This is a genomic window from Amniculibacterium aquaticum, from assembly GCF_003852705.1.
GTDB classification, from domain to species: Bacteria; Bacteroidota; Bacteroidia; order Flavobacteriales; family Weeksellaceae; genus Amniculibacterium; species Amniculibacterium aquaticum.
The window spans coordinates 1-21494 of sequence record NZ_REFA01000006.1 but is presented as its reverse complement, the minus strand read 5'-3'; the positions used below and the strand labels follow the sequence as shown (position 1 = coordinate 21494).

Annotated in this window: 20 protein-coding genes; 14 read left to right on the top strand and 6 right to left on the bottom strand. The window is 37.3% G+C overall.

Translation table 11 applies throughout. The annotated features are described in order from the left end of the window. Position 1: 1 nt before the first annotated feature. The 6 genes from EIY84_RS03845 to EIY84_RS03820 all read right to left on the bottom strand — a co-directional run bounded on the left by EIY84_RS03845 (position 2) and on the right by EIY84_RS03820 (position 4756). The gene (locus EIY84_RS03845; protein WP_241154725.1) at positions 2 to 1087 is read right to left on the bottom strand and encodes an efflux RND transporter periplasmic adaptor subunit; all 1086 of its coding nucleotides are present in this window, start codon (positions 1085 to 1087) and stop codon (positions 2 to 4) included. Between the two features lie 142 nt (positions 1088 to 1229). Further along, positions 1230 to 1598 carry a hypothetical protein gene (locus tag EIY84_RS03840; RefSeq protein ID WP_124640596.1) on the bottom strand — a complete coding sequence of 123 codons (369 nt, stop codon included), beginning with the start codon at positions 1596 to 1598 and terminating at the stop codon, positions 1230 to 1232. A 134-nt stretch (positions 1599 to 1732) separates the two neighbouring features. After that, positions 1733 to 3037, bottom strand: coding sequence for a 30S ribosomal protein S12 methylthiotransferase RimO (gene rimO, locus EIY84_RS03835; protein ID WP_124640595.1), 1305 nt, complete (start codon positions 3035 to 3037; stop codon positions 1733 to 1735). Between the two features lie 84 nt (positions 3038 to 3121). After that, positions 3122 to 3667 (bottom strand): dTDP-4-dehydrorhamnose 3,5-epimerase, encoded by a 546-nt coding sequence (rfbC, locus tag EIY84_RS03830; protein WP_124640594.1) that lies wholly within the window; start codon positions 3665 to 3667, stop codon positions 3122 to 3124. A gap of 20 nt (positions 3668 to 3687) precedes the next feature. Then, positions 3688 to 4131 (bottom strand): adenylyltransferase/cytidyltransferase family protein, encoded by a 444-nt coding sequence (locus EIY84_RS03825; protein WP_124640593.1) that lies wholly within the window; start codon positions 4129 to 4131, stop codon positions 3688 to 3690. Between the two features lie 55 nt (positions 4132 to 4186). Beyond that, complete coding sequence (locus tag EIY84_RS03820; RefSeq protein ID WP_124640592.1) at positions 4187 to 4756, bottom strand: sugar transferase; 570 nt, start codon at positions 4754 to 4756, stop codon at positions 4187 to 4189. A gap of 323 nt (positions 4757 to 5079) precedes the next feature. Between EIY84_RS03820 and EIY84_RS03815 the strand changes: the two genes are divergently transcribed. The 14 genes from EIY84_RS03815 (at position 5080) to EIY84_RS03750 (ending at position 21323) form a co-directional block, all read left to right on the top strand. Beyond that, entirely contained in the window at positions 5080 to 6018 is a 939-nt protein-coding gene (locus tag EIY84_RS03815; RefSeq protein ID WP_124640591.1) for an alpha/beta hydrolase, read from the top strand. Positions 6019 to 6149: 131 nt separating this feature from the next. Further along, positions 6150 to 6746 (top strand): TetR/AcrR family transcriptional regulator, encoded by a 597-nt coding sequence (locus tag EIY84_RS03810; protein WP_124640590.1) that lies wholly within the window; start codon positions 6150 to 6152, stop codon positions 6744 to 6746. A gap of 59 nt (positions 6747 to 6805) precedes the next feature. Then, the gene (locus EIY84_RS03805; RefSeq protein ID WP_124640589.1) at positions 6806 to 8146 is read left to right on the top strand and encodes a TolC family protein; all 1341 of its coding nucleotides are present in this window, start codon (positions 6806 to 6808) and stop codon (positions 8144 to 8146) included. A 182-nt stretch (positions 8147 to 8328) separates the two neighbouring features. Next, complete coding sequence (locus tag EIY84_RS03800) at positions 8329 to 9405, top strand: efflux RND transporter periplasmic adaptor subunit (RefSeq protein ID WP_124640588.1); 1077 nt, start codon at positions 8329 to 8331, stop codon at positions 9403 to 9405. Between the two features lie 130 nt (positions 9406 to 9535). Then, entirely contained in the window at positions 9536 to 12712 is a 3177-nt protein-coding gene (locus tag EIY84_RS03795) for an efflux RND transporter permease subunit (protein WP_124640587.1), read from the top strand. 143 nt (positions 12713 to 12855) lie between these two features. Beyond that, a complete protein-coding gene (locus tag EIY84_RS03790) occupies positions 12856 to 13734 on the top strand; it encodes a helix-turn-helix transcriptional regulator (protein WP_124640586.1) in 879 nt (292 codons plus the stop codon). A gap of 53 nt (positions 13735 to 13787) precedes the next feature. Next, positions 13788 to 14447: a CRISPR-associated endoribonuclease Cas6 gene (cas6, locus tag EIY84_RS03785; RefSeq protein WP_124640585.1), complete on the top strand. Its 660-nt coding sequence runs from the start codon at positions 13788 to 13790 to the stop codon at positions 14445 to 14447. A 7-nt stretch (positions 14448 to 14454) separates the two neighbouring features. Beyond that, the gene (locus EIY84_RS03780; protein WP_124640584.1) at positions 14455 to 15039 is read left to right on the top strand and encodes a hypothetical protein; all 585 of its coding nucleotides are present in this window, start codon (positions 14455 to 14457) and stop codon (positions 15037 to 15039) included. Between the two features lies 1 nt (position 15040). Continuing rightward, positions 15041 to 17185, top strand: coding sequence for a CRISPR-associated helicase Cas3' (cas3, locus tag EIY84_RS03775; RefSeq protein WP_124640583.1), 2145 nt, complete (start codon positions 15041 to 15043; stop codon positions 17183 to 17185). Further along, positions 17182 to 18498: a hypothetical protein gene (locus tag EIY84_RS03770; RefSeq protein WP_124640582.1), complete on the top strand. Its 1317-nt coding sequence runs from the start codon at positions 17182 to 17184 to the stop codon at positions 18496 to 18498. The genes cas3 and EIY84_RS03770 overlap by 4 nt, the downstream gene beginning before the upstream one ends. A gap of 25 nt (positions 18499 to 18523) precedes the next feature. Continuing rightward, positions 18524 to 19579 (top strand): CRISPR-associated protein Cas7, encoded by a 1056-nt coding sequence (locus EIY84_RS03765; protein WP_124640581.1) that lies wholly within the window; start codon positions 18524 to 18526, stop codon positions 19577 to 19579. 122 nt (positions 19580 to 19701) lie between these two features. Then, a complete protein-coding gene (locus EIY84_RS03760; RefSeq protein ID WP_124640580.1) occupies positions 19702 to 20316 on the top strand; it encodes a transposase in 615 nt (204 codons plus the stop codon). Further along, positions 20313 to 20840 (top strand): CRISPR-associated protein Cas4, encoded by a 528-nt coding sequence (gene cas4 / locus EIY84_RS03755; RefSeq protein WP_124640674.1) that lies wholly within the window; start codon positions 20313 to 20315, stop codon positions 20838 to 20840. The genes EIY84_RS03760 and cas4 overlap by 4 nt, the downstream gene beginning before the upstream one ends. A gap of 114 nt (positions 20841 to 20954) precedes the next feature. Beyond that, positions 20955 to 21323 (top strand): four helix bundle protein, encoded by a 369-nt coding sequence (locus tag EIY84_RS03750; RefSeq protein ID WP_124640579.1) that lies wholly within the window; start codon positions 20955 to 20957, stop codon positions 21321 to 21323. Positions 21324 to 21494: the final 171 nt, after the last annotated feature.

Here is a 21494-nt window from a genome sequence, read left to right as displayed (position 1 = left end):
TTTATTTTTGAATATTAACTTTTTGTCCGTCTCTCAAGGACTGTGTACCTTCCAAAACAATTCGATCTCCAGGATTTAGTCCACCATCAATCAAATACGAATTTTTAAGAGTTTCAGCCACATTTACATGGGTCATTTTCACCACATTATTTTTATTTACTACGAAAACATAGACTTTATCTTGAATGGAGAAGGTTGCTTTTTGAGGGATAACAATGGCATTGGGTTGATGTTCTGAAATGATTAACTTACCCGAAGTCCCGTGCTTGATGTAGCGATCCGGGTTTGGGAAAGCAACTTTGTAACGAATGGATCCTGTAGATCGGTCGATTTCGCCTTCGGCATTGTTCATAACTCCATGGAAATCGTATTTCTGTCCGTTTGGAAGGATCAATTCGATTTGGGTTGTTGGATCCAACTCTCCATCTTTCAGCATTTCAAAATACATATCTTCTGGAATCGAGAAATAGGCATACACTTCATTGAGCTGAGACAAGGTGGTTAAAAGAGTTCCGCTTTCTACCAAACTTCCTTCTTTTAGCGGAATATTATTCATCACCCCGGAAAAAGGAGCTCTAACATTGGTAAAGCTAATTTTTTGAAGTACGGCTTTTCTTTCGGCATCGGCATAAGCTTGTTTTGCTCTTGCAGCGGACAATTTAGCCTTGGCCATTTCCAATTCGTTTTTAGCAATAAATTTCTTTGCATACAGGCTTTCGGCTTGGTTTACTTCTACTTTTGCAATGCTCACATCGGCTTCGGCTTGCTTAGTTCCGGCATTGGCTTTCAACAAATCGATTTGCAATTCGGAATCGTTAATTTTGAACAGTAACTGACCTTGTTCTACGAACTGACCTTCATGTACGGCAACATTTTGCAACAAACCGGCAATTCTGGCATGTATTTCAATATTTTTTTTAGCTTGAACTTCAGCTACATATTCGCTGCTGACCAAAGTATCTTTCTTTTGCACCGTAATTACCGGTACCGATTTGATGTCTTCCGTTTTTTCAGCAGATTTCTTATTACAAGAATAGATTGATAATAGCATTGCACTTGATGCTACGATCCAATTAATTTGACGCATTATTTAATGGTTTATCGAGTTACAAAAAAATGATTAGAGGTGGATGAAAAGCATTCGCCTAACATCAAAAATACCTACGACAGACCCAAGAAAAAAGGAATCTAGGTTTTGAGCCTGTTTAAATTTTATCGAAAAAAATACTCTAAAACAAATGAAAGAGATAGAGGTGAGAAAAAATCCCTGCTTGGATGCTGACATTGAAAGCATCGAAAAAGATCTGTGGAAAAATCTCTACCAAAGAAGCAAGAATAACGAAAAGTTTATCCGAAAACACGATCTTCTTCACCACTTTTAGGGTTCTACCTGAAGAAAGTAGAGCATTGTCGTTCTGTTCTTCTATCGGTGAAAGATCAATGGAAACATAGTCGGAATGTGAGACTGTAGCAACAATCCTGTCCAATTTCTGGGTAGAAGTGGAAGAACTGAGATAGGCCAACATCATCAAAAAAACAAGAAGCAATCGCAAGATCAGTCCTTTATTATTGTTGATATGTAGGTTAGTCAGTTTCATTTTTCAGCTGGCAAAATTAAGAATTTTAACACGATAAAACCGCATTGGTTTTTGTTAATATTTCTTAAAAAAGCATAAAAAAAGCAATTCTCAACAAAGAGAATTGCCAATATGGTTCAATTATTCGTGTTTTTCTAAACGATTTCTCCGTACAGATCGAAGTCTTCGGCGGAGTTAATCTTCACATTCACAAAGTCTCCCATAGAGATGTAAGTGTTTTCGGCAGGGACCAAAACGGTATTGTCCACATCGGGAGAGTCGAATTCGGTTCTACCAACAAAATAATTACCTTCTTTTCTGTCAAAAAGACATTTGAAGGTTTTACCCACTTTTTCTTGGTTGATTTCGTAAGAAATCTGCTGTTGAATTTCCATAATTTCTTCCACCCTTCTTTCTTTCACTTCTTCAGGTACATCGTCTTCGTATTGGAAAGCTCCGGTATTTTCTTCGTGCGAATAGGTAAAACATCCCAAACGGTCGAATCTTTGCTCGCGAACCCAATTTTTTAGTTCTTCAAATTGTTCTTCAGTTTCGCCCGGGAAACCAACAATCAGCGTAGTTCTGATGGCCATATTTGGAACTTTTTCACGGAATTGTTTCAACAAACTGTCGGTTTTGCCGTGGGAAGTTCCTCTTTTCATTCTCTTCAAAATATCATCGTTGATGTGTTGAAGCGGAATGTCCAAATAATTGCACACTTTGGGTTCGGTCTTAATGATTTCCAAAACATCTTCCGGAAACCCTGTTGGAAAGGCATAGTGCAAACGAATCCATTCTATACCTTCTACTTTTACCAATTCCTTCAACAAATCGCCCAAAGCTCTTTTTTTATAAATATCCAAACCGTAATAGGTGAGGTCTTGTGCAATCAGGATGAGTTCTTTCACGCCATTGGCGGCTAATTTTTTGGCTTCGGTTACTAAATTTTCTATGGGTGTAGAAATATGTCCACCACGCATCAATGGGATGGCACAAAAAGTACATGGACGGTCGCAACCTTCGGAAACCTTTAGATAGGCATAATGTTTTGGTGTTGTGGTCAGTCTTTCGCCCACCAATTCGTGTTTGTAATCGGCACCCAATTGTTTTAGAAGAATGGGCAATTCTCTTGGCCCCATAAAATACTGATCCACATCGGGAATTTCCTGCTCCAAATCCGGCTTGTATCGAGCAGAAAGACAACCGGTTACAAAAACTTTTTCTACTTTACCTTCTTTTTTAAGATCTACGTATTCCAAAATGGTGTTCACACTTTCTTCTTTGGCATTGTCGATAAAACCACAGGTATTGATGACTACAATATCGCCCTTCCCTTCGTGTACAACATCTTTGCCACTGGCTTTCAGTTGCCCCATAATAACTTCGGAGTCAACAACATTTTTGGAGCATCCCAATGTTACAAGGTTGATTTTCTTTTTTCCTGTGGATTTCGTTCTCATAATAGATCAAATAGGTTTGGTAAAACGGGTGCAAATTTACAAATAAAAAAAGAACTGAGAATTTCTCAGTTCCTGAATTTGATTTTAATAATTTCCTTCTTCTAAAAAAGGCTGTATTTGATCTTTGTCCGAAAGTTGAATTTGGTCTTCAAACAATTTCCAATCAATCTGTAAAATTGGGTCATCCCAACGCACGCCACCTTCCGAATCCTTGTTGTAATAATTATCACATTTATAAGCGAATACGGCCGTTTCTGACAAAACCGAAAAACCGTGCCCAAAACCTCTGGGAATGTACAATTGCTTTTTATTTTCGCCGGTTAATTCTATTCCGAACCATTGTTTGTAGGTTGGAGAGTCGGGTCTTAGATCTACGGCAACATCCCAAACTTTGCCCTCCAAGCAAGACACCAATTTGGCTTGTGCATGATCTCCTTTTTGCAAATGTATGCCTCTAAGAACACCGTAACTGGATTTTGAAACATTATCTTGCACGAAATTCCCGGTCAATCCACTGAGTTCTTCAAATTTTTTTTCGTTGAATTTTTCATAAAAATAGCCTCTTTCATCTTCAAAAATGGTAGGTTCTATTATATAACAGTCTTTCAGTGGGGTTGGTACAAGTTTCATCGATTGGTTTTAGTCTATTTCTATTTGTTGGATTCTAATTTCTTCAATTCGGATTCGAATACGGCTCTTTTTAAATCGGAAGTGGAGAAACGGTGGTCTCTTTTGTTGAAATAGATTTCTATCCCCTTTTCTTCGCAATATTCTTTACCGGTAAAGTTGACATCACGATAATCGTCACCAATGATTCTAACATCGATTACAAAAGATTTTAGAATGTCCATAAGATCGGCCTCGGTGTTGTACGGGATAATTTCGTCCACACTTCTACATGCTTTTAGTTGGATGTATCTTTCGACAATGGATTGTGTGGGTTTATTTTTATTGGGTCTGTCCAATGTTGGATCCAATTGAAGTCCTACGATAAGGTAGTCGCAAACGGTTTTTGCTTCCTCTAACATTTTAATGTGTCCCGCATGCAAAAGATCGAATGCCGAAAAGGTAATTCCTATTTTCTGAGTTTTCATGAATTATAGTTTTTTTATGTGTTCAACAAAAATATAAAAATTAAGGATATTGACTCTAAGAAAAAACCTTGAAAATGGTTTTTAAAATAATTTTCATATCCAAAGCAAAGGATTGATGGTCTAAATAGTTGAGGTTCATCTTGATTTTATCTGGAAATATCACCTCATCGTTGTATTGCAGAGGATTTTCTTGCTGGGATAGCAAATACTCTTCATTACTGTATTTCAGGCTTGCTTCTGATGTAAGTCCAGGTTTAAGAGCCAATACCTTTCTATCCTCACCCGTCAAAACATCGTAATAACCCGATACATCGGGTCTCGGCCCTACGAAACTCATTTCTCCTAAAAAAATATTGTACAGTTGTGGCAGTTCATCCAGTTTAGATTTCCTTAGAAATGCACCCGTTTTGGATATATTTTTTGTCTGAGGATGCATGGTTTTCAGTTTAAAAATCACAAAGGGTAAGCCACCTTGTCCAATTCTTTTCTGGAAAAAAATTCCAAAGGAAGATGTATCTATGGATGCCGCTATAAAAGAAAGCAACATGATGGGAAATAAAAAAACAATCAGTAGAAAACTGAAAATTTTATCAAAACTATTTTTTTTCCAATCGTAGGTGTTCATTCATTTGTATCGTTGAGATTATGCAAATATATTGTTTTATCATTTAGAGCCTATTTAAAATTTTACAGAAATAATAATTTGGCTATTTCCAATCTTTCTTATCTGCCTTTTTGTATTCTATTTAGCGTATTTTGCATTTTAAATTTTTGTTTTAGCCCGCTAAAACTTCAATTTTAAAATCCAAAACCCATCTAAATATCGATACAAAAATTCTAGATATAAAATTTAAACAGGCTCTAAGTACTATTGATTTTATTTCGTTTACAAAATTTCTTTCGTGATTTTTATTAATTTTGAATTGACAAAAATTAAATTCATGATGTATGAAAATAGGCATACGACTTTTACTTACTTTATTTCTTCAATTTTATTTTTTTTCTTTTCAAGCACAAGAAAATCAGACCTCAGATCTGCGCAACATCACCTTCCAAATTTCACCAGAAAGAGATTCTATTCAATTGGATTTGTTTCTGCCAAAAGTTAAAAAGTTTGACAAAACTCCTTTGGTTTTCCACATTCACGGTGGAGCTTGGGTAGAAGGCGATAAAAATTTTGAAAAACAATATTACATGCGAAGCCTGAGAGACAGTTTGCAGAAATCCGGCTATGCCATGATCAGCATCAACTACAGACTTCTGAATTCTAAAGTCAGCCTAAATGAGCAATTGGACGATGCATACACCGCATTGAATTGGTTAAATGCGAATGCTTCAAAATACAACCTAGACCTTAATAATATTGGAATTATGGGCGAATCTGCAGGCTCTCATTTGGCATTAATGCTGGCTTATTCTACCATTCAGAACAAAAACATCCACTTTAATTATGTCATAGACCTTTTCGGACCAACAGACCTTAACCAACTTTTCAAAACGGACGCTGGTGGCTTGATAAGATTTGCGTTTAAAACCTTCAAACCCAAGTTGTACCACTTGAGAAACAAACTGATTTCTGATATGACGCTAACAAATATCGAAACAAATAAGTCAAAGGTTAAAGAAGTTTTAGCAAAATATTCGCCTATAAATTACATCAACAAGAACACCAAAACACCCATTCTTATTCAGCAAGGAAACAAAGATCACATTGTACCTTACCGTCAATCTAAAAATCTGAAGAATAAATTAGATGCTGAAAAAGTCGAAAACCAATTCATCACTGTAGAAAAAGGCAATCACGGTTTTACCACAACTCCTAGAGATAAGGTGAATGATTTGATCGCAGCTTCTTTAGCTTTCATCAACAAGCATTACCAAAAATAAATTTTGTTAGTCCATCCTCTCGCATTTTAGCTTGAGGATTTTTTTTTAATGAATTCAGAAAAAAAAACATTCGACAATTTTGTCAAACAAAAAAGTTGAACTAAATTTGCAGACGAAAAAGTTAGACAAAAATGTCAAAAGAAGAACATAAAATTGATACTGAAGGACTTATAAAGAAAGCTGCAATACAACTTTTCTTTGGCGAAGGCCGCTTCAAGGCTACCACCCAAGAGATTGCCGATGCTGCAGGGGTTAACAGGACTTCTATTAACTACTACTTTAGATCGGTAGAAAATCTTTTCGAAATCGTCTTTGAAGAAGCGACCAAAGAGCATAATGATAAACACAATGCCATCCTTCTCATGGATTTATCTTTTCGGAAAAAACTGGAAATGTGGTTAGAAGACGAGCTGGCTTCAGCAATCAAGTATCCTTTTTTAGAGGTGTACATCGTTACTCAACTCTACAACAAATGCAAAAAAGGTAGAAATAAAAACGATATTGACTTGGTGCATCCAGCCTTGGACAAAGAACTGAAAATTGAAATTGAAGAAGGAAGGATCAAACCCATTTCCACCATTCAATTCATGATTAATGTAGCATCGCTGGTTTCGTTCCCCAGTTGCATGAGGCCTTTGCTAATGGACTCTCTTAATCTAACCAATCAAGAGTTCAACCAAATTATCCAAGAAAGAAAGCAAGTTATTCTCGATACTATTTTTATATAAAACCGAAGAACAACCCCAGATCGTAAACCCAAAAATTAAAACAAATTCATAACGCCTATATGAAATTATTAAAATCAATCGTTGCTGTAGCAATTTTTGCAGGTGCTTTTTCTGCACAAGCACAGCAATCCGTCAGCCTAAAACAGGCTATCGACTACGCTTTAGAAAACAAAGCGGCAGCACAAAAAGCCAATTTGCAAATCACCAATGCCGATTATCTTATTGCTGAATCCAAAGCAGGTGCTTTGCCCAAACTTAATGCCGGAGGCGGTATCAACTACAATCCTATATTACAAAAATCGGCCTTGCCCGGCGATATGTTCGGTCAACCCGGCGAAGTTATCATGGTGCCTTTTGGAAGAAAATGGGGCGCACAGATTGGGGTACAACTTCAACAAGCACTTTTTAACCAACAGGTTTTTATTGGGCTAAAAGCAGCAAAAACCACCAAAGAATTTTACCAAGCCAACAAACAACTTACCGACGAAACGCTTATCGAAAATGTTTCCACAGCGTACTATCAGGTTTTTACCCAAAAAGAAAAACTCAAAACCATAGAAAGCAGTTTTGAAAGTATGCAAAAGGTAAGAAACATCATAAAAAGTTTGTACGACAACGGTTTGGCAAAAAAAGTGGATCTGGACAGAACCAATGTTAACCTTACCAATTTGGAAACCGGAAAAATACAACTGAAAAACGCGGTTAACTTGTCCGAAAATGCCTTGAAATTCTACATGGGAATGCCTATAGAAACTCCTATTAATTTGGTAGATGCCGATATGACAGTAGATGCACCCCTTCTTGCTGCAACCGTAAATACCGAAAACAGAACAGAACTGCAAGTTTTGGACAAGCAAAAAACCTTGTTGGGCTACAACATCAAAGCGACAGAAGCCGCCTATTATCCAACCCTCAACTTGGTGGGCAACTACACTTGGCAGGGCATTGGTGACAAGTTCCCCATTGGTCCGGGCAAAAGCCAAGGAGTCTATTGGACCGACTACGCCAGTGTAGGCCTTCAGCTTAACATCCCTATTTTCAACGGTTTCCAAATAAAATCTAAGGTAGATCAGGCAAAATTAGAACTAAAATCTTTAGAACAAGACATCAAAGAAACCAAATTGGGACTGGACCTTCAGTATCAAAATGCGAAAACTCAAATGGAAAACAACTGGGAAGCCATTAAAAGTCAAGAAGCCAATGTACAACTGGCAGAAACGGTTCTGAAAAACACACAGAACAACTACCAATACGGATTGGCTCCTCTAACCGACCTTCTGGAAGCCGAAAATGCTCTTGTACAAGCCAAAAACAACTACAGTACCGCCGTGTTGGATTTCAAAATTGCCGAAATACAGCTGTACAAAGCCAAAGGCGAATTAGAAAATCTTAGAAAATAATATTTTTTTGGGCAGCTTTTCCGCCTTCCGCTCCCGCTTTTTTATTTTTTTCCTTCGCTACGCTCAGAAAAAAAATAAAAAGAGCTCCGCTCAAGTCGGGCTGCACCCATAACCACTCGTAGTCAACAACATCCAAACATTAGATTATTTTCTAATGACAATGAATTTTAAATAATTAAACAATGAAAATAGCAAAAACATTTCTTTACCTCCTTATCGCTGCCGGTGTCGTTGGCGGAGGAGCGTACATCATCAACAAAAACCAAAAAGAAACCGAAAGACAAACCGCAATTATCGCCAGCTCCAATGCCGATGTTCCGGTAAACATCGTTACCGCAGATTTTCAGCATGTTTCTTCAGATTACGCATCCAACGGTACTTTTGCTCCATTGCAACAAATGCAGTTGGCATCTGAAATGTCCGGGAAAGTTACTCGCGTTTTGGTAAAAGAAGGCGATTTTGTAAGAGCCGGACAGACCTTAGCCACCGTGAAAAAAGACGCCTTAGAAGTAGATCGTTCCACAGCCAATGCGGCGTATCAAAATGCAATTGTCGATAACCAAAGATTCGAAAATGCATACAAAACAGGCGGTGTTACCAAGCAACAGTTGGACCAATCCAGATTGCAACTAAAAAATGCTAAAAACGCAGTAGAACAAAGCAACATCCGCGTTGGAGACTCCAATGTAAGGACTTTGGTCTCCGGATACATCAACAAAAAAACCGTAGAACCGGGTGCCGTGGTCTCTCCAGGAACTCCACTTTTCGAAATCGTCAATACTTCAAAACTTAAACTTCAAGTGAATGTAAACGAAGCCGAAGTGGCCAACCTAAGAATCGGTGACGACATCAAAATTAAAGTTAGCGTTTATCCGGACAAAGAATTTTCTGGTAAAGTAAGCTTCATCGCTCCTTTGGCCGATGCCACATTAAATTTCCCTGTAGAAATCACCGTTTCCAATAATCCAAACAACGAGCTTAGAGCCGGGATGTACGGTTCGGCCATTTTTTCTGCCAAAGAATCGGGCACGCAACACGCCATGATGGTTCTTCCGAAAGATGCTTTTGTAGATGGAGTCAGCAACAACAAAGTTTTTGTCGTTCAACCGGACAATACCGTAAAATTGGTAAGCGTAGTGAGTGGAAAAATCTTTGGTGACAAAATAGAAATCATCAGCGGAATTGCAAAAGGCGACAAAGTAGTAACCAGCGGTCAGATAAACCTATCCAACGGTACAAAAGTAACAGTAATCAAATAAAATTACGGACACTTGATGGAAGTAAAAAGGTAATGAAGTGAAGATGTGATGAGGTGATGATTGTTTCTTTAATACCGACAACCATCAACCAACTACCAACAACCATCAACCGACAACCAAGAACTAAAAAATGAAATTAGCAGAAATATCCATAAAACGACCTACCCTGATTATCGTACTCTTTACGATACTTACCTTGGGTGGTATCTTGGGATACTCCTCCATGGGGTATGAGTTGATCCCAAAATTTGAGATCAATGTTGTGACCATTTCTACCGTATATCCAGGAGCATCGCCTTCGGAAGTAGAAACTTCGGTTACCAAGAAAATTGAAGATGCCGTGTCATCTCTTGAAAATGTAAAAAAAGTAGAATCCAAATCCTACGAGTCCCTCTCTGTGGTCATGGTAACCCTGAATGCAGGAGCCGATACAGACTATGCCCTCAACGATGCACAAAGGAAGATCAACGCCATCTTGGCTGATTTTCCAGACGATGTAAAAACCCCGTCATTACAGAAATTCTCCCTCAGCGATATGCCGATTATTACCGCCGGAGCAACTTCTAACATGAATGCCGTGGAGTTTTATGACTTGTTGGATAAAAAAATACAACCCGTACTTTCTCGTGTGAAAGGCGTAGCGCAAGTTAACCTTATTGGTGGACAAGAAAGACAGATCAAAGTAAATCTGGATAAAAATAAATTGGAAGGCTACGGACTTTCTGTGGGCCAGGTGCAACAAACCATTCTTTCCTCCAACTTGGATTTCCCTACCGGAAGTGTTAAAAATAGAGAAACTTCTACCATCATCCGTCTGTCCGGGAAATACAAAACTTTGGACGAACTTAACAATCTTGTTATCAGCAACAAAAACGGCGTTCAGGTAAGACTGAGTGATGTGGCTTTTGTGGAAGATGCACAAAAAGATGTGGATAAAGTCGCAAGGATTGATATGAAACCGGCCATCATTTTCCAAGTCATCAAACAATCCGATGCCAATGCCGTGGAAGTAAGTGAGCTGATCCAGAAAACCATGAAACAACTGGAGCAAGACTATGCCAAACAAAATGTAAAACTAACGGTAGTTAACGACACTTCTACCTTTACCCTTCACGCTGCAGACAATGTGACGCACGATTTGTTCATCGCTGTATTCTTGGTAGCTGCTGTTATGTTGTTGTTCTTGCATTCCATCCGAAATGCATTCATCGTAATGGTCTCCATCCCAGCTTCCCTTGTTGCAACTTTCATTGGAATGTCGCTGATGGGATACACCCTCAACTTGATGAGTTTGCTAGGACTTTCCCTAGTGGTAGGGATCTTGGTAGATGATGCCATTGTGGTATTGGAAAACATCTACAGACACATGGAAATGGGCAAAAGCCGTATCCGTGCTTCCTACGACGGTGCTGCAGAAATTGGCTTTACCGTAACCGCCATTACTTTGGTTATTGTGGTGGTATTCTTACCCATCGCTATGAGTACAGGTTTGGTGTCTAACATCATCTCACAGTTCTGTGTTACCGTTGTTATTGCAACTTTACTTTCGTTGCTCGCTTCATTTACCATTGTTCCGTGGTTGTCATCACGATTTGGTAAACTGACGCATCTTACCGGGAAAAATGCCGGTGAACGATTCATCCTTGGTTTCGAAAAACAATTGGACAAATTTACCCATTGGATTTCTGGAATGTTAGAATGGTGTTTGAAATCGAAATGGACAAAAATAGCCACCGTAGTTGGTGTTGCGGTGTTATTCTTCCTTTCATTTGGTTTAACCAAATTTATCGGAGGTGAGTTTTTCGCCAAAATTGATAAAGGTGAGTTCTTGGTTCAGATAGAAATGCCTAAGGATGCTTCTGTAGAAGTAACCAATCAAATGACAAGAAAAGCCGAAGCCTATCTGGCAAAAAAACCAGAAGTTGTAAAAATGATTACCACAGTGGGTCAGGAATCCGACGGAATGGGTGCTACCAATGCGACTGCTTACAAATCTGAAATTGATGTGATCTTGGTGGACAAATCCATGAGAGCAGAAAACTCGTATGTCTATGCTTCGCAGATTAAAAAAGAACTTTCTCAACATTTGGTTGGAGCAAAAATTAAAACCGTACCTGTAGGCTTGATGGGAGCCGAAAGTGCACCTCTTTCTTTGGTCGTTACCGGACCCGACTTGAAAAGCATCAACGAATTTGCTGCTCAAGCTATGGAACAGTTGAAAACGGTAAAAGGAGCCAACGAAATTCGACTGTCCTCAGAAGGCGGAAACCCAGAGATCAATGTATCCATCGATAGAGATAAAATGGCTTCTTTGGGACTGAACCTTCAAACCGTTGGGATGACCATGCAAACGGCTTTCTCCGGAAACACCGATGGTAAATACCGTGCCGGAGATTACGAATACGACATCAACATCCGCCTGAACCAAATGGGAAGATCCAGCGTGAACGATGTGAAGAGCATCATCTTCAACAACGATAAAGGCGAGCAAATTAAATTGGAACAATTCGCAACCATTACAGAAACTTCAGGACCTTCTTTCTTGGAGAGAAGGGACAAGTCACCATCCATTACCATCAACGCTCAAACCGTTGGTGTGCCAACAGGAACTGTAGCAAAAGAATGGGAGGCTAAATTTTCAAAACTGAAAAAACCTGCCGGAGTTAGCTATGTTTGGTCAGGTGATCAAGAAAACCAGTCCGAAGGTTTCGGTACTTTAGGAATTGCCCTTATGGCAGCGATTATCTTGGTATATTTGGTTATGGTAGCCCTTTACGACTCTTTTGTATATCCGTTTGTGGTCTTGTTCTCGGTTCCACTTTCACTCATCGGGGTCTTGGTCATCTTGGCATTAACCAACAATTCACTCAATGTATTTACCATTTTGGGGATGATCATGTTGATCGGTTTGGTTTGTAAAAACGCCATTATGTTGGTGGACTTTGCCAACCAGAGAAAAGCTGCCGGAGAAAGCACCTACAAAGCCTTATTGCAAGCCAACCACGCCAGACTTCGTCCTATTTTGATGACCACCATTGCCATGGTTTTCGGGATGATTCCTATCGCACTAGCAAAGGGAGCCGGTGCCGAAATGAACAACGGATTGGCCTGGGTAGTTATCGGTGGATTGGTTTCGTCCTTGTTCTTAACCCTTATTATTGTACCGGTGGTGTATTCCATCTTCGATGGATTGATCTACAGATTCAATAAAAACAAAGAAAAAATAGATTACGAAAAAGAAATGAAAGCCGATTATGAGCATCTCGAAATGTCCGAAGACGGTTTCACTCCGAAACACAATCACTAAGATTAATTGTTAATTTTTATTCAATCCTTCAAGGTTTTAAAAACTTTGAAGGATTTTTTTTTGAAATAATATTAATATTCAAGGTTTTTAATTTCAAATTGTTATTAATTTAGTCAAAATTTTAACATCAACCAGGAAAAACCATGGAAAAAACTTTAAAACTACTGATGTTACTCAATGGAACGCGGAATTATAGCGTACCAGAAATAGCCATAAAATTTTCTATCGATGAACGAACCGTTTATCGCCATTTTAATAAAATAAAAAATGCCGGTTTTGCATTGGAAAAAAAACAAGGTAGATATCGATTAATACCTAATCACCCAGAAACAAAAACCTTAAAAAAGTTATTCCACTTTTCGGAAGAAGAGATTTTTCTTATTCATCAAATTCTGGAAGCACAAAAAAGCAGCTCCTCAGTAAAGGAGAAATTATTAAAAAAACTCAATTTTCTATATGACTTTAATGTGATTTCTAAATTAGAAAATACACAACAACTAAAAATTATTCAAGATTTAAACGAAGCTATTCAGAAGAAAACAAAAGTTAACCTACTCGGCTACCGCTCTTCCAACAGCAGTAATATAGAAGACAGAATAGTAGAACCTTTTGAATTTATGGGAGATTATGAAGGCATTTGGTGTTACGAAATAAAGAGCCAACAGGTAAAACAGTTTAAAATTTCTAGGATTGAAAAGGTAGAAATCCTAAATGAAAATTGGCAACATCAATCCGAACATAAAATTCCGTTTACTGACGCCTTTAAAATGTCTGCAAAAAAGCCAGTTGCTATCGTTGAACTACAACTCAGTCTAAAAGCCTATAATTTGTTGCGTGAAGAATTTCCATTAGCCGTGAAAGATATTTCGGAAAGAGAAAATCTTTATCATTTAAAAACCTCAATTGCCAATTTCCATGGTATTGGCCGCTTTGTAATGGGACTTTCCGATGAAATAAAAATCATTTCCCCAGAGACTTTCAAAACATTTATTAAAGAAAAATTTAAATCTTTAAATTTTTGACATATTTTGTCAGTAATGAATATTAACTTTGAAGGAATTAAAAAGAGAAAGAGATGAGAATATATTTAAAACTCACAAAAAACAACAAACCAATTCCTTTTAATTATCAGGAATTGTTAACAGGAGTCATTCATAAATGGATTGGAGCGAACAATGAAATTCACGGAAAAACTGGTCAATTTTCATTTTCCTGGATTCAAAATACAGTAGCCAACAAAAGTGGTATTGAGTTGAAGAGAGATGCTTACTTCTTCATCAGTAGTATAAATGAGGGATTAGTAAAGCAAATTGTCAAAAATATTTTAAAAGATCCGGAAATGTTTAGTGGAGTCAGTGTTTTTGATGTTCAAATAAAAGACACTCCAGCTTTTTCAATTTCAGAAAAATTTCTGATGGCGAGTCCTGTTCTATTAAAAATGAAAGTAGAAAACAAAATTCGTCATATAACTTTGGAAGATAAAAACTTTGAAACAATTTTAACGGACAATCTGAAACATAAGCTTGAAAAATCTCATTTAAATTCAGAAGGTTTGTCTATAAAAATTAATCCTAATACAAATTTCAAAGAAACAAAATTGGTAACCTATAAAGGTATCAAAAATAGAACCTCATTTGTACCAATCATCATCAATGGCACACCAGAACAGATTGCTTTTGCATGGGACAATGGCTTAGGAAATTCAACCGGTATTGGTTTTGGAGCTTTAAAATAACATCAAAATGGAAAATTTATTTGTCGTAAAATATACCGGACAGTTTGGGTTTATTAAACCGTGGACAGCCGTACGCGATAGCGAAACATTCTCACAACAATTTCTTACACCATCCATAGTTGAGGGAATTGAGAAAAAATTATTTCCTGAATTATTAAATGAAAATGGGATTAAAAAAATTGTAGGCCATCGACTTTCTTATACCCAAGTCAGCCAACAACAAGAAGTAATTCAAACCAGAGGGTGGAATTCTACGAAAAAAGGAAAACAGTTTCTATTTGAGCGACCGACAGCTGTGCTTACAAGAGGAATTCTTTTAGAACCAGTTTTGCACTTTGCTTTTTCCAATAAAGAAGATGCCGATAGAGCAGCAACACAACATATCTGTTTGTGCAGAAATGAAGATATCCTATATCCTGAGGAGATAAAAGAGGCTTCTATTGAAGAGTTTAATAAAGACGAAGTTTTTTCCGGTTACGAGCTTGTTTTTGAAAAGAATGAACAGTCATTTTTAGTTGGATATAACCGTCTGAATAATGAGCCTATGTTTGGTTGGATTAAGATTGTTGGAACTCCGGTAAAAACTTATTAAAATGGAAAAGCTATTTGCAAAATCAGGACCAGAATGGACAACTTTGCCTGCTCACTTGAAACAGGTGGGTGAGGTCGTTGTAGCTTTTGCAAGCTATCTTGGCATGAATGAGAAGATTGCACGGAACGGAGCCATCCTTCATGATATTGGAAAAGCACACCCTTATTTTCAGGAAAGATTAAAGGGCAAATCAAACAGTAAAAAAATATTCCGTCATGAAATAGCATCTCTATTTTTTCTTTCGGTTTTTCCAAAAGAACATTGGAATTATTTGATTGAAATGGTGGTCGCTCATCATAAATCTGTAAAAAACGATATTGGGGAGAAAGGTCTTTTAGATTTGGAGGAAGCTTATGACTATCAGGATTTTCATTTAGGTAATTGGGAAGATTGGTATCCAAAAGCGTTAGATATTCTGAAAGAATTGGAAATTGGAGTAAAGCCGATTTCAAAGGAAGAGGCAATCCGGAATTTGGAATATTGTATTGACTATAGTGAAAGAGCAGTTAAAGAAAATAACTATTCCGAATGGCGGGGCTTATTAATGGGAGCCGACCATTTTGCCTCCTCATTAATTGACAAAACCGAAAAGGAAATCCAAAGAATATTCAAAACACCTAATCTTAACTTTTATAATCGGCAGAATGAACTTTATCCTCTATCGCTAAAAAATGCAATTTCAGATAAGAAACATACCATCGTAGTTGCCAGCACTGGAGCAGGGAAAACAGACTACCTTTTTAGAAGATGTAAAGGAAGAGTCTTTTACACTTTACCTTTTCAGGCTTCTATTAATGCAATGTTTAAGCGGGTAGGCAACGATTTAGAAAAAGACAATCCGGATATAGATATTCGCGTGCTCCACTCCACTTCTATTATTGTAAAGAGAAAAAAGGAGGAAGAAACAGCATTGCAAGGATTGATAGGTTCAGCAATCGAAATATTAACTCCTCACCAATTGGCGAATATTGCCTTAGGAATGAAAGGTTTCGAAGCCATGATTTTGGATATCAAAGGCTGTGATGTGATTTTGGACGAGGTACATACTTATTCAGGAGTTTCTCAAGCTTTGATTTTGAAGCTCATTGAAGTTTTGAAAACGCTCGATTGTCGGATTCATATTGGAACAGCAACCATGCCAACCATTTTGTACAACAAGATAGTTCAGCTTTTGGGGGATGATGTGTTAGAAATTAAATTAAATGAAGAAGAATTGAATCAATTCGACCGGCACATCGTTCATAAAATATCTTCATTTGAAGAGGCTTCAGCAATCATAGACAATGCCGTTCAGAACAATCAGAAAATATTGATTGTGATGAATACGGTTAAAAAATCTCAAGAGGTATTTCAGTTTATTCAAGAGGCCTATCCTGAAACCACATCAATGCTGTTACATAGCAAGTTTAGGCGAGGCGACCGGAATTTAAAAGAAAGACAATTATTAGGCTTAGACGAAAATGGTGTTGCTACTAATGAGTACAATACGAGTAATGAAGCCTGTATCGTGGTTTCGACACAAATTGTGGAAGTGAGTTTGGATATTAGTTTCGATGTCATGATAACAGCCACAGCTCCTTTGGATGCAATGATTCAACGATTTGGACGCATTAACAGAAAGCGAAATACAAACACCATTGGGAAATTAAAGGATGTGTATGTGATTGCACCTCCTGAAACCGAAAAAGAAGCCAGACCCTACAATCTGTCTATTCTTCAAAAATCATTTGAAGTGCTGGAAGACAATAAGCCTTTACACGAAAGAGATTTGCAAAACAAAATTGACCAGGTATTTACCGAAATCGAATTTTTAAAGATTGAAGAGCATAGTGTTTTTAAACCTAACGGACAATTTACAATGGGTAAACTCATGCACCGTAGTAAAGCAATATTATTTGAACTACTGGAAATTGATAGTGTGAGTTGCATCTTGGAATCGGATGTGGAAGAATATGAAAATGGCAATTTCGAAACACGATTGCTCCTTGAAATTCCGGTGGCTTATTGGGTAGTTGCAAAGATGAATCAATCTCAAAAAGGGAATAAGCCGTTTATCATTCCGGATGCGGCTTGTGATTTTGAAACGGGATTGGATCAATCAAAAATTAAAGAAGAAAATTTTAATGTTTTAAATCGGTTCTTATGATAACGACAGTAATAGGAAAAACATTTTTAAAGGCCTACAACAAGAAATATAGCAAAGATTATTCAGCAAAAGAATTCTTTGAGGAGGTGTATTTTGAATTATTTTTTAATCATCCAAAGTATATGCAATGGGTAACGAATTCGCCTTTTGTGCAAATGAAAACAGGACAAAAGGTTGAAACGATTTCGGTTTTAGAAAGAAAAGAAAAACTCGAAAATCTTTTTGAGAAAGTGGAAAATGATAGTGCTGATGCCAGTTTTGCTTTAGGGTATCCGGCTTCTGAGAGTAAAGAATATGCCAGTACTTCAGGCCTAGTATCAGATATAGAAATTGAAACCGAAAAAGAAGATATTTATTATTCATGGATAGGTTCGGGTTTGGGAATTGGTGTAGCAGGTGGTTACAGCTTGCTCATAAATGATGCCCAAATCACATTAGAAACTTTTGAGGGTTGGAAATATTACCGAAAGTATTTAAATGACCCCACCTTGCAGAAACTGAGGGGAAACCAAATTAACTCGTGGAACGGACAATGGCTGACCTATAAATTAGGGAAGGACTATAATCCAAACTTTGATTTTTCTACTTTAGAAATGGAGAAGATTTTCAAAGTAGAAACAACCGCGGCAGAAGTGAATACGGTAAATTGGTCAAATTTATTTTTCAGTCTTTCAAATTTCTATCCGGATAAAACCTTGAATACTTACATCTATTCCTTCGGTCAAACCAACAAAACCATTGGTTTCATTCCTATTTACCTTAAAGCAGGTAAAAGATTAAAAGATGTGTTCAAACAACTATTTCATTCAGAACAGGAATTTAACAACAAAGATTTTCAAGCCTTATTTGGTATGCATATCAAAAGAGCTTGCGAGTTGGGAAGTATTGGGCTACAAGCACTTCGCCCGGAGAATTTAAAAAAATACATGACAGAGGATAAGAATTTATCCTTCAAAAAAGAAGAAGACAATTTAATTTATCAATCATATAAAACTTGGTTAATCGCTATGATAACAAAAAACAAAGAAGAAATCACAGACTATACCAGCGAACTGGCTCAGCTACTTCACCGGTATAGAGGAGGCTCTACAAAGACAGATAGAAGGAACCTCATTAGTAACGACCTTTTAGGAAGTAAATCCAAAAAAGGATTTATTGATTCCCTTACCGAAATGGTTTCAGGCGTGGAACCATCCGACTTGGAAGCATTGAAAAAACTTCGGGATGAAGTGCACTTGATGACCAATGAAGAATTTGGTTATTTCAACACCTTACTGAAATTCGATTATGCCTTTACAGAAAAACAATCTTAATTATCAACTTTAAAAATTATTCAAAATGACCAATACAATTTATATCAGAACATTAAAAAGAGCAGAGCATACCGTTTTCTGCGTATCCGATGGACAGAAATATTATTATGACGCACAATTCAATAGAAGAATTCCTTTTTCAAGTGGACAACAAGTGAAACGCTCTATTGTGGATAGCATTTCAGAACATTTAGGCGAGGCTCCAAGTCCAACTACTTTTCTTTTTGATGTAACAAAACAAAAGGAATTGAAAGAAGGAGAAGTTTATGGAACCTGTGACCCAACTTATCCCGACCAACTATTTGGAGGCTGGATGAAAGCTACAAAAGAAGGGAAAGACAGAACTTTAAAAAGAAGAAGTCCGTTGTCTATTTCTGCAATGAGAGGCTTACACCCACTACTTGCCGGACTGGACAATGATAATGCTTCTTTTGACCGAAGCGATCGTCCAAATAATGTGGTTATTGTTCGTGACGAGAAAGGGAATCAATTATCCGAAGAAGAAATCACTGCTTTTTTGGAAGGTAAAGATAGAAGCTTGAGCAGAAAATGGATTCCGAATCAAAGTCGTGCATCCGGGTTATTTGTATCCGACATTGCCATTGATTTAAGAAGATTATTTTGCGTTAGCCTCAATTCATTTGAGCCTGAAATGTCGGATGAAATCATAGAAAAATTAAAAGCTAATGGTTGGATTGAATCTAAGAATGTTTTCGGTCCTTGTTTGGTTGCTCCAAAAGAATTAAGAGAGAAATGGGCAGATGCTTTAGCTAAAGCCATTATCAATTGGAAAATTACTTCTAACCAATCCAGAACTTTTAGCTTGATGGATACCTTAGCCATCGCTATCGGGGATAATGCCAATCTGATTGCTGGGAGCATTCGAGCAAAATTATCGGAGGAAGATTCTGGAAAAGCACAACCCATTATTGATGAAAATCTAAATGGCATTAAAACCTATATTTCCTTACAGGCAGGTGGCTACATCCAAACCAAAGGAGAAACTGCCGATGCCATAGAAAAGGCAGAAAAGGAATTGTATGATAGAATTATGGCATTTGATTTTGAAAAACAATTGTAATCAATTTTTATAACCTATTCAATTGAGGAATCGTTGCAATATGAGTACAATCGTTGCATGCAACGATTCCACAATAATAAATGCATGCAACGATTCCACAATAATAAACATGCCTCCTAATCATGACCCTATTCAAAAATAAATACCGCATTGAATCCTTCCGATTGAAAAATTGGGATTACAGAAATCCGGGTGCCTATTTCATCACCATTTGTACCAAAAATAGAGAACATTATTTTGGTGAAATTGTGGACGGTGAAATGCAATTAAATGAAAATGGGATAATCGCTCATAATTTTTGGGCAGATATTCCCGAACATTTTGCACATGTCCGTTTGGGTGAATTTGTAGTAATGCCCAATCATGTGCATGGAATTATATTATTGGTGGATTCTGTAAAATCGTTGCAATGCAACGATTCCACAGGGCAATACAACGATTCCACAAACCAATGCAACGATTCCACAAACCAATGCAACAACCCCACAGAATCTACCAATCCTAACCAATTCATGTCTGATATTTCACCAAAACCAGGTTCGGTTTCTACCATTATTCGTTCCTACAAATCGGCATGCACCAAACAAATTCATATCGATTATCCGGAATTGGATTTCGGTTGGCAATCTAAATTTCATGATCATATCATCCGAAATCATGATGAATATATCAGGATAGAAAATTATATCATCAATAATCCTAAAAATTGGAAAGAAGACAAATTCCACAAACCATGAACATTACCGGCACCCATATCAACTACTACCGCATTTGTAAGCGAAAACTTTGGCTCTTTGCCAACGGTATCAATATGGAGCAAACCTCCGACTTGGTAGCTGATGGAAAATTAATTGAAGATGAAACTTATCTACAAAGACCGGAACGCTATGAGCAAATCGAATTGAGTGTCGATTTTGAAGGATTGAATCTCGTAGGAAAAATTGATTTCTTTGATGTGAAAAATAAAATTATCCACGAAACCAAACGAAGCAACAAAGTAGAGCAAGCCCATATCTGGCAGGTGAAATTTTATCTATGGCTGATGAAACTGAAAGGAATTGAAGCTGAAAAAGGCGTCATCGAATATCCTATTTTACGACAAAAAGAAGAAGTGATACTTACTGAAGATGATATTCTATATTTGGAAAATACCGTTCTCGAAATAAAAAAATTAAAAGAAGACGAAACCTGTCCACCGGTCATCAATGCCAAGATTTGCAAAAGCTGTAGCTATTACGAATTTTGTTATGTGAATGAATGATGGGTGATCTGGTGATGGGTGATGGGTGATGGGTGATTGAGTGATGGAGTGATCGGGTGATTGGGTGATTGGGTGATTGGGTGGAATGTAATATAAAAATCAAATAGATATCTTATGAAACAAGAAGAATTTAATGAGTTATTTCGAGCGAGAACTAAAAAACTTGCCTTAGATATTATTACAATTGTCTCCGAAATTAATTACAGTGATGCTTTGAGCATTATTAGAAAACAATTAATCCGGTCGGTTACCTCTGTTGCGGCTAATTATAGAGCAGTTTGTAGGGCAAGATCAGAAAAAGAAAAATATGCAAAACTCTGTATTGTTGTAGAAGAAGCAGACGAAACTTTATTTTGGATAGAAATGCTTATTGATGGTGGCTTTACAGCAGAAGAAAAATTATTTGAATTGAGAAATGAATCAGAAGAAATCCTCAAAGTCATGTCTTCCTACAGAAGCAAACTAAAACCCGCCAATCACTAAATCACTAAGTCACCAGATCACAGATCACCAGATCACAGATCACCAAATCACAGATCACAAGATGAAAAAATCCTATTATCTCTTCAATCCCGGCCGCATGAGCCGCAAAGACAATACCCTAAAATTTGTTCCAGTGGATGAAAACAGAACCGAAGGACAACCTAAATACAT